Annotated in this window: 11 protein-coding genes; 4 read left to right on the forward strand and 7 right to left on the reverse strand. The window is 68.9% G+C overall.

The window, feature by feature from the left end:
- The first annotated feature begins 9 nt into the window (after nt 1-9).
- Nucleotides 10-1,344, forward strand: coding sequence for a type I glutamate--ammonia ligase (gene glnA, locus SKED_RS07485; protein WP_012866531.1), 1,335 nt, complete (start codon nt 10-12; stop codon nt 1,342-1,344).
- A gap of 86 nt (nt 1,345-1,430) precedes the next feature.
- A complete protein-coding gene (locus tag SKED_RS07490; protein ID WP_245534617.1) occupies nt 1,431-4,514 on the forward strand; it encodes a bifunctional [glutamine synthetase] adenylyltransferase/[glutamine synthetase]-adenylyl-L-tyrosine phosphorylase in 3,084 nt (1,027 codons plus the stop codon).
- Here the strand turns inward: SKED_RS07490 and SKED_RS07495 are convergent.
- Nucleotides 4,496-5,743, reverse strand: a complete 1,248-nt coding sequence (locus tag SKED_RS07495; protein ID WP_012866533.1) for an AI-2E family transporter — start codon at nt 5,741-5,743, stop codon at nt 4,496-4,498. The genes SKED_RS07490 and SKED_RS07495 overlap by 19 nt on opposite strands.
- A 210-nt stretch (nt 5,744-5,953) precedes the next feature.
- On the opposite strand from SKED_RS07495, the gene SKED_RS07500 reads away from it, so the two are divergent.
- Nucleotides 5,954-6,712, forward strand: a complete 759-nt coding sequence (locus SKED_RS07500) for a class I SAM-dependent methyltransferase (RefSeq protein WP_012866534.1) — start codon at nt 5,954-5,956, stop codon at nt 6,710-6,712.
- A gap of 78 nt (nt 6,713-6,790) precedes the next feature.
- Nucleotides 6,791-7,117: a hypothetical protein gene (locus SKED_RS07505; protein WP_012866535.1), complete on the forward strand. Its 327-nt coding sequence runs from the start codon at nt 6,791-6,793 to the stop codon at nt 7,115-7,117.
- 29 nt (nt 7,118-7,146) lie between these two features.
- Here SKED_RS07505 and SKED_RS07510 read toward each other — a convergent pair whose 3' ends face one another.
- From SKED_RS07510 to glnA (SKED_RS07520), 6 genes are all read right to left on the reverse strand, one after another.
- On the reverse strand, nt 7,147-7,761 hold the full coding sequence (locus SKED_RS07510) for an MBL fold metallo-hydrolase (RefSeq protein WP_012866536.1): 615 nt from the start codon (nt 7,759-7,761) through the stop codon (nt 7,147-7,149).
- Nucleotides 7,761-8,861: an S-(hydroxymethyl)mycothiol dehydrogenase gene (locus tag SKED_RS07515; RefSeq protein ID WP_012866537.1), complete on the reverse strand. Its 1,101-nt coding sequence runs from the start codon at nt 8,859-8,861 to the stop codon at nt 7,761-7,763. Before SKED_RS07515 ends, SKED_RS07510 begins: the two co-directional genes overlap by 1 nt.
- A 231-nt stretch (nt 8,862-9,092) precedes the next feature.
- Nucleotides 9,093-9,563, reverse strand: a complete 471-nt coding sequence (locus SKED_RS19450) for a Pycsar system effector family protein (RefSeq protein ID WP_143755688.1) — start codon at nt 9,561-9,563, stop codon at nt 9,093-9,095.
- A 79-nt stretch (nt 9,564-9,642) separates the two neighbouring features.
- Nucleotides 9,643-10,227 carry a type II CBASS E2 protein gene (locus SKED_RS19455; RefSeq protein ID WP_012866539.1) on the reverse strand — a complete coding sequence of 195 codons (585 nt, stop codon included), beginning with the start codon at nt 10,225-10,227 and terminating at the stop codon, nt 9,643-9,645.
- 9 nt (nt 10,228-10,236) lie between these two features.
- Entirely contained in the window at nt 10,237-11,046 is an 810-nt protein-coding gene (locus SKED_RS19460; RefSeq protein ID WP_012866540.1) for an adenylate/guanylate cyclase domain-containing protein, read from the reverse strand.
- Between the two features lie 320 nt (nt 11,047-11,366).
- Nucleotides 11,367-12,791 (reverse strand): type I glutamate--ammonia ligase, encoded by a 1,425-nt coding sequence (glnA, locus tag SKED_RS07520; protein ID WP_012866541.1) that lies wholly within the window; start codon nt 12,789-12,791, stop codon nt 11,367-11,369.
- Nucleotides 12,792-12,968 lie beyond the last annotated feature (177 nt).

The raw sequence follows: 12,968 nt of genomic DNA on the forward strand, positions 1-12,968 counted from the left end.
GATGGACCCATGGACAGGCAGCAAGAGTTCGTGCTCCGCACGGTCGAGGAGCGCGACATCCGCTTCATCCGCCTCTGGTTCACCGACGTGCTCGGGATGCTCAAGTCCGTTGCGATCGCACCGGCCGAGCTCGAGTCCGCCTTCACCGAGGGCATCGGCTTCGACGGCAGCGCCATCGAGGGGCTGACGCGCGTCTACGAGGCGGACATGATCGCGCGACCGGACCCGACGACCTTCCAGGTGCTGCCCTGGCGTGGTGAACATCACGGGACCGCCCGGATGTTCTGCGACATCCTCACGCCGGACGGCGAGCCCTCCCTCGCAGACTCCCGCAACGTGCTCAAGCGCGCCCTCGCGAAGGCGAGCGACCAGGGGTTCACCTTCTACACGCACCCCGAGGTCGAGTTCTACCTCTTCGAGCCGCCGAAGGCCGACGGGCCGCTCGTGCCGATCGACCACGGGGGCTACTTCGACCACGTCGCCCGTACGCAGGGTCACGACTTCCGTCGCGCCGCGATCACGATGCTCGAGTCCATGGGCATCTCGGTCGAGTTCTCGCACCACGAGGCGGGCCCGGGGCAGAACGAGATCGACCTGCGCTACGCCGACGCGCTCACCACGGCCGACAACCTCATGACCTTCCGCACGGTCATCAAGGAGGTCGCGCTCGAGCAGGGCGTCTTCGCGTCCTTCATGCCCAAGCCGCTGGCCGACCAGCCCGGCTCCGGCATGCACACGCACTTCTCGCTCTTCGAGGGCGACCGCAACGCGTTCCACGAGCCCGGTGCGCAGTACGACCTGTCCAAGACGGCCCGGCACTTCATCGCCGGCCTCCTGGTCCACGCCGCCGAGATCACCGCCGTCACCAACCAGCACGTGAACTCGTACAAGCGCCTGTGGGGCGGCGCCGAGGCGCCGAGCTACGTGTGCTGGGGCCACAACAACCGCTCCGCGCTGGTCCGCGTGCCGATGTACAAGCCGGGCAAGGGCAACTCGAGCCGCGTGGAGTACCGCGCCCTCGACACGGCTGCGAACCCGTACCTCGCCTTCGCGCTCACGCTCGCGGCGGGCCTCAAGGGCATCGAGGAGGGCTACGAGCTCCCCGAGGCGACCGACGACGACGTGTGGGAGCTCACCGACGCCGAGCGCCGCGCGCTCGGCATCAAGCCGCTGCCGCAGACCCTCGACGACGCGATCAGCCTCATGGAGAAGTCCGAGCTCGTGGCCGAGACCCTCGGCGAGCACGTGTTCGACTTCGTGCTGAAGAACAAGCGTCAGGAGTGGCAGGGCTACAGCCAGCAGGTGACGCCCTTCGAGATCAAGCGCCTCCTCCAGGTCCTCTGACCTGAGCGCCTGACCGGCACGACAGCACCGACCCGCCCCACGACCGACGGAAGCGACCGATGGTGAGCACCTCCCGGACCACGTCCATGACCGGGAGACTCACCCGGCTCGGATTCTCTGACGTCGCGCGCGCCGCACAGCTGTGCGGCGACAAGGACCTCGTCGCCGTCGTCGGCGAGGTCCACCCGAGCTCGGCGCTGCTGCCGGCTCTCGCGGCGACGGCGGACCCGGACCTCGCGCTCATCGCGCTCATCCGGCTCTGCTGCGCCGCGACCGTCGACCCGGACCACGCCGAGCGGGCGGCGCTCCTGGGGCGCCTGCTGTCGGGGGACACCGAGGGCATCGACGCGGTGTACCTCGCCCCCGACGAGCAGCTCGTCCGGGACCGGCTCCTCAACGTCCTCGGGTCGTCGGTGGCGCTTGGCGACGAGCTGGTCCGCCACCCCGAGCTGCTCGACGTGGTGAGCGACACGACGAGCGGCCTCGGCGTGGACGCGAGCGCTGTGCGCGCCGAGCTGCTCCGCTCGGTGGGCGCGGACCCTCAGGCCCCGGTCCCCGTCGCGTCGATGCCCGAGCTCGAGGCCACCGACGCCGTCCGCCGCGCCTACCGCACCCGGCTGCTGCGCATCGCGGCGAGCGACCTCACCTCCTCCGAGCCGCTCTCGATCCTCCCGGCGGTCGGCGCGGCCCTCGCCGACCTCGCGTCGGCGGCCCTCGAGGCGGCCCTGGCCGTCGCCCGCGGCGAGCTCCCCGACCACGGGGCCGGCGTCCGCCTCTCCGTGCTCGGCATGGGCAAGTGCGGCGGGCGCGAGCTCAACTACGTGAGCGATGTCGACGTCGTCTACGTCGCCGAGCCCACCGAGGGCACGGACGAGGGGGACGCGATGACGGCCGGTGCGAGGCTGGCCACCATCCTCACCCGCGTCTGCGGCGGCGGCCCGAGCAGCGTGCCCGCACTGTGGCCCGTCGACGCCGCGCTGCGCCCCGAGGGCAAGAACGGCCCGCTCGTGCGCACCCTGTCGAGCCACGTGTCGTACTACGAGCGCTGGGCCAAGACGTGGGAGTTCCAGGCGCTCCTCAAGGCCCGCCACGTGGCGGGCGACGTCGACCTCTCGCGCGACTACATCGAGGCCATCACGCCCTTCGTGTGGTCGGCCGTCGAGCGCGACCACTTCGTCGAGGACTCCCAGGCCATGCGTCGTCGCGTCGAGGACAACGTCCCCGCCGCAGAGGCGGACCGCCAGCTCAAGCTGGGCAAGGGCGGCCTGCGCGACGTCGAGTTCACCGTCCAGCTGCTCCAGCTGGTGCACGGCCGGTCGGACCCGTCGATCCAGAGCTCCAACACCCTCACCGCCCTCGCTGCTCTGGCGAGCGCCGGGTACGTGGGGCGCGAGCACGCCGCCCAGCTCGCCGTCTGCTACAGGTTCCTGCGGGTCCTCGAGCACCGCATCCAGCTGGTCCACCTGCGTCGCACCCACCTCATGCCGACCGCCGACGGCGACCTGCGGCGCCTCGCCCGCTCGGCCGGGATGCGGAGCGAGGGGGCCACGGGCCTGCTCCAGCGCTGGCGCACGGTGCGCCGCGACGTCCGGACCCTCCACGAAGAGCTCTTCTACCGCCCGCTGCTCCCCGCGACCGCCCAGCTCTCGGCCGAGGAGGCGAGCCTCGCGCCCGACGCCGCCCAAGCACGCCTCGCGGCCATCGGCTACCGCGACCCCAAGGGGGCGCTGCGGCACATCGCCGTGCTCACCGAGGGCGTGAGCCGGCGCGCGTCGATCCAGCGGCAGCTGCTGCCGGTGATGCTCGGCTGGTTCGCGGAGGGGTCGGACCCGGACGGTGGCCTGCTCGCCTTCCGGCGGCTCTCCGAAGAGCTCGGCACCACCCACTGGTACCTCAAGCTGCTCCGCGACTCGGGGTCGGCCGCGTACCGGCTCGCGTCGCTGCTCTCGACGTCGCGGTACGTCGCCGAGGCGCTCGGCCGCTCGCCGGAGTCCGTCATGTGGCTCGCCGAGGACAGCGAACTCGTGCCGCGCTCTCTCGACCGGCTGGTCGCCGAGTCGAACGCGGTGCTCACGCGTGCCGACGACCAGGTGCGCGCGCTCACGGTCCTGCGGGCCATGCGCCGCCGCGAGCTCGCCCGCATCGCCTGCGCGGAGCTCCTCGGGCTCTGCGGCCCCGAGGCCGCTGCGCTCGGCATCTCCGACGCGGCCGACGCCGTGCTCCGCGGTGCGCTGCGCGTCGCCGAGTTCGTGCTCTGCGAGGAGGCCGGGCTCACCCGCGCCGAGGCGCCCGCGGCGATGTCCATCATCGCCATGGGCCGGCTGGGTGGCAGGGAGGTGGGCTACGGCTCGGACGCCGACGTGATGTTCGTCTACCGCGCCGCCCCGGGTACCGACGACGCGACCGCCCAGACGTACGCCCTCGCGGTCGCCCGCAAGGTCCGGTCGTCTCTCGGGGGCAGCAGCGAGGAGCCTCCGCTGCAGGTCGACGCCGACCTGCGGCCCGAGGGGCGCAACGGCCCGCTCGTGCGGTCCTTCGCGTCGTACGCCGAGTACTACGGCCGCTGGTCGGCCGCCTGGGAGAGCCAGGCGCTGCTCCGCGCCCGTCCGGTGGCTGGCGACGAGTCGCTCGGGGCCGACTTCGTGGCCCTCGTCGACCCGCTGCGGTTCCCGGCCTCGGGGCTCGACGCCACGACGGTCCGCGAGATCCGGCGCATCAAGGCGCGCGTCGAGGCCGAGCGGCTGCCGCGCGGCGTCGACCCGACGCGGCACCTCAAGCTCGGTCGCGGCGCGATCAGCGACGTCGAGTGGACCGTCCAGCTGCTCCAGCTCCAGCACGGCCACGCCGTCCCGGGCCTGCGGACCACCGAGACGCGGGCCGGGCTCGAGGCCGCCGTCGAGGCTGGGCTGGTCGAGCGCGAGGACGCCGACGTGCTCGCCGAGGCGTGGCAGCTCGCGTCCAACCTGCGCGACGCCCTCGTCCTGTGGTCAGGGCGCGTGGGTGGCGCGACGGCCGACGTCCTGCCGTCCGACATCACGGCGCTCAGCGGCATCGCGCGGGTGGTGCACTACCCGCCGGGCAGCGGCGCCCAGCTCGAGCACGACTACCTGCGGTCCGCACGGCGCGCCCGCGGCGTCGTCGAGCGGCTCTTCTACGAGTTCGAGGACTGACCGCCGGACCGCTCGTCCCGGTCACGGAGCCGGTCGGCCGCGCTGTCGTGGGAGGTCGCGCGTGCCGCGGCTGCCGTGCTCTCGTCGGGCTGGACGTCGCCGGCCTCGTCGTCGGTGTCGTCGTCGCCCGGACGGGCCGGGTCGTGGAGCATGTGGGAGTCCACGAGCTCGTGGCGGCGCAGGTACGTGGTCGCGACGGCCTGGATGGTCGCGGCCACCGGCAGGCTGAGGAACGCGCCGAGCGCCCCGAAGACGGCGCCGAAGGCGAGCACCACCACGAAGGACACGGCCGGGTTCATCTGCAGGGCCCGGGCGGAGATCTTGGGCGACAGCCACATGTTCTCGACCTGCTGGTACAGGATGATGAAGCCGAGGACCATCACGGCCTTCTGCCAGCTGCCCGACGTCAGGGCGAACACGATCGGCAACGCACCGCCGATGTACGTGCCGATGGTCGGCACGAACTGCGACACCACCCCGGTGAACAGGGCGAGCGGCAGCGCGTAGGGGATGTCGATGATCGTGAGGAACACCCCGGTGAAGAAGCTCGCGATCGCCGCGAGCACCACGCGCGAGTTGATGTAGTCGGAGATCTTGATCTGCGTGATCTCCCACAGACGCAGCACCTCGGTCTGGTTCTTGGGGCGCAGCCACCCGCAGATCGACGCGCGGAACCGCGGGCCCGCGGCCGCCAGGTAGTACGCGACGAGCATGATGGTCGCGAAGGCGAAGAGGCCGCCGATCACGGAGCTGCCGATGGCCAGGGCGCGCGAGGCGACCTCGTTGCCGTAGTCCTGGAGCAGCTGGGCCTGGAGCTCCTCCATCTCCGGGATCATCACGTCGAACTGGTTCTCGGCCCACAGCGTCACCGAGTCGTAGGTGCGGGGGAGCGAGGTGATGAGGTCACCGGCCTGCTCGAGGAACATCCGGCCGAACAGCGCGATCACGGCACCGGCCGCGGCCAGCAGCCCGAAGAGGACTGTCGCCGTCGCTGCGCCGCGCTTCCAGCCGTGCTTGACCAGCCAGAGGATCATCGGCTCCATCGCGAGGGCGAGGAACAGCGCGATGATGAGGTTGACGATGAGGCCGGTGAGCGACCCGAGGGCCCGCCACACGAAGATCGCGGCGAAGACCGTCACGACCGCCGACAGCAGCGCGCGCCCGAGCCAGCGCGGCGGTCGCCGGGAGTAGTAGGACGGTGCGGGCGACGCAGCCGGGGACTGGTTCATGGGGCGACAGCTTTCGGGTGGCAGCCAGCGCTGGGCGCGGCCGGATCTCTCGGTGCCCTGCAGGGCAGGAACATTGGAACACGTCGCGGGGCACCCTGCCGACAGGACCGTCCAGCACGTTCGACTGCGCCGCCGGCACTGCCAGGTCAGGGCCCCGCGCCGGTCAGATTCCCGTTGCGCCCGGACGGTGAGGCCGGGCAGCATCGAGGCATGTCACGCACCTACGAAGACCTCGTCGCCGAGGCGTCCGCAGTCTCCGTCGACGGCTGGGACTTCAGCTGGCTCGACGGCCGTGCCACGGAGGAGCGGCCGTCCTGGGGGTACCAACGGGTCATGTCGGAGCGGCTGGCGGTCGCGTCGGCGGCGCTGGACGTGCAGACCGGCGGGGGAGAGGTCCTCGCAGGCGCCCCGGTCCTCCCGCCCGTGACGGCGGCGACCGAGTCCTGGCCGCCCAACGTGACGGTCGCGACCCGTCTGCTGCGTCCGCGCGGCGTGGTCGTGGTCGCCGACCCGGACGAGCCGCCGCTGCCCTTCGCCGACGCGGCCTTCGACCTCGTGGTCAGCCGCCACCCCGTCACCGTCTGGTGGGACGAGATCGCGCGCGTCCTCGAGCCGGGCGGCACGTACCTCTCGCAGCAGGTGGGTGCCGCGAGCATGTTCGGGCTCGTCGAGCACTTCCTCGGGCCGCTGCCCGCCGAGACCTACCGGGCGCGACACCCCGACGACGCACGGGCGGCAGCCGAGGCGGCCGGTCTCGAGGTGGTCGACCTGCGCAGCGAGACGCTGCGCACGGAGTTCTTCGACGTCGGGGCGGTCGTCTACTACCTGCGCAAGGTGATCTGGATGGTCCCCGGCTTCACGACCGAGGCCTACGACGAGCAGCTCCGGGCGATGCACGGCCACATCGAGCGGGAGGGCGCCTTCGTCGCGCACTCGACGCGGTTCCTGATCGACGCGCGACGGAGGTAGCCCGGCTCACCGCACAGGGCGCGAAGGTCGCGTCGGACGGGACTGGTGCGAAACGCTCAGAGCAGACACCATGGACGGGTGACCCATATCGACCTCGTCCTGGCCATCCTGCGCAGCTGCGGTCGGGGGGACCTCGCCGAGCAGGCGCAGCGGCACGGTATCAGCGTGCTGCACGTCGACACCCGCCACGCCGTCCCGCACGACCCGTCGAGCAGCGTCCAGGCAGAGCTGTGGCACCTCACGGTCGGTGACGACGCGCTCGCCTTCGACGGGTCCCTGCTGCGGACCGTCGACCGGTCGGTCCAGGATCCCGCCGACGCGACGGTCTGCTGGACGCTCGTCGGGGGTCGGCACCCGACCGTGGAGTCGGTGCGGTGGAGCGCAGCGAGGGGCGCCGAGGCCTGATGGCCTCGGCGCCCCTCGACGGAGCAGGGTCAGCCGTCGAGGTTGGCCTTCTCGGCGCGGATCGTCGTGTCGCCGCCGTGGCCGGTGTGCACGACCGTCTCGTCCGGGAGGGCGAAGAGGCGTGCGCGGATGGAGGCCTCGAGCGTCGGGAGGTCGCTGAAGGACCGTCCGGTCGCGCCGGGGCCGCCGTCGAACAGGGTGTCGCCGGTGAAGACGCACCCGAGGTCGGGCGCGGACAGGCACACGGCGCCGGGGGCGTGACCGGGGGTGTGCAGCACCGTCAGCGTGGTGCCGGCGACATCGATCGTCTGCCCGTCGGACAGGTCGTGGTCCCAGCGGACGGACTCGCCGTGCGTGAGGTCCCAGACCGGCTGGTCGTCGGGGTGCAGGTAGATCGGCGCCCCGGTGCGCTCGCGCAGCTCGGGGGCCACGCGGACGTGGTCGTCGTGCGCGTGCGTGCACACGATCGCGGTCAGACGGCGGTCCCCGACGGCGGCGAGGATCGCGTCGACGGAGTGCGGGGCGTCGATCACGACGCACTCGCTGTCGTCACCGACGACCCACACGTTGTTGTCGACGTCGAAGGTCTCGCCGTCGAGGCTGAAGGTCCCCGACGTGACCACGTGGTCGATGCGCGCGGCCATCAGAGCACCACGACCGATCGCAGGACGTCGCCGCCGTGCATCCGCTCGAAGGCGGCCTCGACGCCGTCGATGCTGATCTCCTCGGTGACGAAGGCGTCGAGGTCGAGGCGACCCTGCTGGTACAGGTCGACGAGCATCGGGAAGTCGCGGCTGGGCAGGCAGTCGCCGTACCAGCTGGACTTGAGCGAGCCGCCGCGGCCGAAGACGTCGGTGAGGGGGAGCTCGGGGACCATCATGCCTGCGGTGGGCACCCCGACGAGGACGACCGTCCCGGCGAGGTCGCGGGCGTAGAACGCCTGCTTCCACGTCTCGGGGCGACCGACGGCCTCGATGACGATGTCGGCGCCCTCGGCGCCGGGGTAGGTCTTCGCGGAGATCTCGCGGATGGCCTCGACCGGGTCGACCTTGGACGAGTCGACGGTGTGCGTCGCGCCGAGCTTCTTCGCGGTCTCGAGCTTCTTGGGGTCGATGTCCACGGCGATGATCGGGCTCGAGCCGGCGAGCGCGGCACCGGCGACGGCGGCCACGCCGACGCCACCGCAGCCGATGACGGCGACGGACTTGCCGCGGGTGGCGCCGCCGGTGTTGATGGCCGCACCGATGCCGGCCATGACGCCACAGCCGAGGAGGCCCACGGCGGCGGGACGGGCCGACGGGTCGACCTTGGTGCACTGCCCGGCCGCGACGAGCGTCTTGTCGGCGAAGGCGCCGATGCCGAGGGCCGGCGTGAGCTCGGTGCCGTCCTCGAGGGTCATCTTCTGCGTGGCGTTGGCGGTGTTGAAGCAGTACTGCTGCTCGCCGCGCTTGCACGCACGGCACTCGCCGCACACGGCGCGCCAGTTGAGGACGACGAAGTCGCCGGGGGCCACCTCGGTGACGCCCTCTCCGACGGCCTCGACGATGCCCGCGGCCTCGTGGCCGAGCAGGAACGGGAACTCGTCGTTGATGCCACCCTGCTGGTAGTGCAGGTCGGTGTGGCACACCCCGCAGGCCTGGACGGCCACGACGGCCTCACCGGGCCCGGGGTCGGGGACGTTGATGGTGACGAGCTCGACCGGCGCGCCCTTGGCTCGGGCGATGACGGCTCTGACCTGCTGCATGGTGAAGACCTTTCGACGACTAGCCGCCATCCTCTCAGGCCAAGACGAGGAGTGCAGTCCCGCAGGCCACAGGGTCCCGTGCTTGACTCCCTCGCGAGCCAAATGGGTGGAGCCAGTTCGCGTCGCTAGTGGGCATCGGGGAAGCTGTTCGTCGGCGCTGAGGGCCCTCGTGATCTTATGCTCAGTTCAATACACTAAGAAGTGCGCGACGTTAACGGTCGATCTGAGAGGTTAAGCTATCCAGATCACCGAACTTGCAACGGTGGCGATACTGAAGACGGCGAGCGAGGCGAAACCGTTAATGGCTCGACCGCAAGCGTCGAACTTTCGGCTTGCGAGTGATGACAGGCTGATCACTTGTTGCCAAGCATCGATGTGTGCACTGACGTCGCGTGAATGGTTGCCCAATGCTTCGGGGGTCACGCCGACCAGAGACGGCCACGCGAACCTGTTTACCGCTTCGTGAGAGACCACATTCCGAGGCCTGATTGCGCGGACTAGCCAGAATAGTGTGTATCCGGCGGAGACTAACGTGGCTGCCGATAGGGTGCCGACGACATAGGTTGGGAGGCAACCGATTTTGACCGCCTGAACGACCTTTTCAGCGTTTGACATCAACATCGTGAGCAGGACGCCAAATGCGGCGGTAAGAACCGTGGCCTTTGCATCGGCAAAACGCACCCAGTTTGCCATCTGGTCCATCGCTTGCAGGCTTCCGTTATTTGATTCAGAGTCAGCCGCATTCTGCAAAGGTTCCTTCGGCTTGGATCCCCCGCTTTTTCTACGCAACAATTGACCGCACCCCCTCCACGGGCCACTTTCGGGTAACGCGCCATTCCGTGTAGGCCGCGAGCCAGTGGGCCGCCCAGGCTGTTACGGTTGCGGCCGTGTGTTCAGCTGGGTCCCAATCGGCTTTGTCGGCAACGCACAGGTTTCCGCTAAGGTATAGGTGTGGGGGCTGCGACCATCCACGTCCAGCTGGAATGCCCAGCTGGCGAGTTGCGGGGATCACCCTGGGAAGGCCCTGGTCGCGCCGTGTGAAGATCCCGATTCGGAAACGCCCTCGGCCCGTATTGATCTCGCCCAGCCAGCACGGCCCGTGGCCGTCGTCAGCCGGGACGTAGACAAACCGCGGGAAGGCTTTCTCCATTGCTTCGATGTTGCGATTCAGTTCGACTTCGTCGTCCCACCAGGCGCTAGAGCCTTCGAATCCGTCATCCGACTCGTCCTCGCCGCCGTGGAAGCTATGATCGGCGATTTGTGTGACGCTCCCTGAGGTGCTGCCATCAAAGACAATCTCGCCGTCAGCAGTCACGTATCGAGCAGTGTTGATGCCGAAGTGGCTGAGCAGGGCAGGCATTGACATTTCGATCTCCTAACACGTCTTGACTTCTGATGTGGGACTACCGTCTAGTGCTCGAATGACCCCGGGGAGATGTGGCACGATACCCCGCCAGCGGCACTGGAAGAACTTGTAGGATCGGGTCTCGTGGTCACGAGTGTAGCGTTTGGGTGATCGTTCGTGCTCCAGAAAATGGCGCTCATCGGGTAGTAGGCCTACGAGCCCCTGGCCGGCAACGACTTCCCAAGAGTTCGCGATCTTTTCGCATTTTGCGGCAAAGTTGGCCGCAAAGCCGATTGGATTTATCTCGTTGTTGTGGGCGCTGCCGGTCCGGATGAAAGTAATCGGGCCGAAGTCCAGTCCCGCGCGAGCTTGCAAGCGTGCTAAACCCTGTGACTCCAGCCACGGATTGACTTCTCTTTCGATCGCGTCTAGTGCGAAGGCGCAGGCCCCCAGTGCCATGACTGCTGTGAAGTCTTTCGGGCCGGGAGTGAAGCCGGCGAAGAGTCCGTCCCCCCGGAGGCCTAGAGGGTATCCGCCAAATTTGCTCACAGTTTCGATGAAGCCGGATAGCACGGCGTCGGCGAGGTCTGCAGTCACGTCTGGGTCATCCCAGAATGTTCGACCAGTAAAATTGGAAAGGTCGAGGAAGACTGCGATCATGTCTGCCGAGCGCTTCGAGCCGACCTCGAGATCCTCGAAATCGGGGTGCCCGAGCGATCGCGTCTCGAGGTGGGTGCGCGCAGACAACTGCGCGTGCTCGAAGGCGGCGGAGCGATCCTGGCGGATCGTGAAGTTCTCGCGGACTGTCGCGCCAAAATGCTCTTTGCTGTAGTCAGTCACTAGCGCCCCTTGCGTTGAGTCGTGCGGTGCTCAGAGCAGACTGTACGAGGCGCCACCGACATCGCCAGACCTTCATGATCGTGGCGCTGCCTTCGGCAAGGCGGGCGGTCTCATCGGGAGGTGCTGAGATGTGTCTAGGTTCGTCCTGGCTTAGGCGCTTTTCGGAGAGCGGGACCGGATAGCGGCGCCCCGTAGGCCTCTTGGGCAAGACCGTGCGCCGCAGGTAGGGCCGCAGACGACAGCACCCCGCCCGCCACGAGGGCGGACGGGGTGCTGCGTGCGTTCAGCTCACAGACCTGCTCGTGCAGGCCCGGCGACCGTCAGAGGTCGTAGTAGAGCTCGAACTCGTGCGGGTGCGGGCGCAGGCGGATCGGGTCGATCTCGTTGGTGCGCTTGTAGTCGATCCACGTCGAGATGAGGTCGGGGGTGAAGACGTCCCCGACGGTCAGGAAGTCGTGGTCGGCCTCGAGGGCGTCGAGGGCCTCGCCGAGCGACGCGGGCACCTGCTGGATCGCCGCGTGCTCCTCGGGCGGGAGCTCGTAGAGGTCCTTGTCGACCGGCTCCGGGGGCTCGATGCGGTTCTTGATGCCGTCGATGCCGGCGAGCAGCTGGGCGGCGAAGGCCAGGTACGGGTTGGCCGACGGGTCGGGCACGCGGAACTCGATGCGCTTGGCCTTCGGCGAGTTGCCGGTCACCGGGATGCGGATGCAGGCAGAGCGGTTGCGGGCCGAGTAGACCAGGTTGACCGGCGCCTCGTAGCCCGGGACCAGGCGGTGGTAGGAGTTCACCGACGGGTTGGTGAAGGCGAGCAGCGCGGGGGCGTGCTTGAGTAGGCCACCGATGTACCAGCGAGCCATGTCGGACAGGCCGCCGTAGCCCTTCTCGTCGAAGAACAGCGGCACGCCGTCCTTCCAGAGGGACTGGTGGGAGTGCATGCCCGAGCCGTTGTCGCCGAAGATGGGCTTCGGCATGAAGGTCGCGGACTTGCCGGCGTCCCAGGCGACGTTCTTGATGACGTACTTGAACTTCATCAGGTCGTCGGCCGCTGCGGTCAGCGTCGAGAAGCGGTAGTTGATCTCCTGCTGGCCGGCGGTGCCCACCTCGTGGTGCGCGCGCTCGACGTCGAGGCCGACCTCACCGAGGACCGCGCACATCTCGTCGCGCAGGTCGGCCATCTGGTCGTTGGGGGAGACGGGGAAGTAGCCACCCTTGTAGCGGGTCTTGTAGCCGAGGTTGCCACCCTCCTCCTCGCGGCCAGTGTTCCAGGCTGCTTCCTTGGAGTCGATGTGGAAGTAGGACTCGTTCGCGGCGGTCTTGAAGCGGACGTCGTCGAAGATGTAGAACTCGGCCTCGGGTGCGAAGAACGCGGTGTCCGCGATGCCGGTGCTCTTGAGGTACGCCTCGGCCTTGAACGCGACGTTGCGCGGGTCGCGGGAGTACGCCTCGTCGGTGAAGGGGTCGACGATCGAGAAGTTGACGATGAGCGTCTTGCGCTTGCGGAAGGGGTCGATGTACGCGGTGGTGACATCGGGGATGAGCTTCATGTCCGACTCGTGGATCGCCTGGAAGCCGCGGATCGAGGACCCGTCGAACATCATGCCGTCGGTGAAGGCGGACTCGGCGAACTGCGAGATCGGGATGTTGAAGTGCTGCATCACACCTGGCAGGTCGCAGAACCGTACGTCGACGAACTCGACGCCCTCGTCCTGGGTGAAGGCGATTGCCTCCTCGGCGTTCTTGAACATCCGCTTCTCCTTGATCGATGTCGCCCTGGCGTGCCGGGCAGTTCAAACGTAGGGCTGATGGGTTTCCCCACCATGTTCCCAATGTTTCCATCATGTTACGAACCGAGAGCCTGCGTGACGTCCGTGTGTCCGCCCAGCGGGACCGGGGCATGTTGTGTCTCGCTGGTCGGGAGGCGT

The sequence above is a fragment of the Sanguibacter keddieii DSM 10542 genome, assembly GCF_000024925.1.
GTDB classification, from domain to species: Bacteria; Actinomycetota; Actinomycetes; order Actinomycetales; family Cellulomonadaceae; genus Sanguibacter; species Sanguibacter keddieii.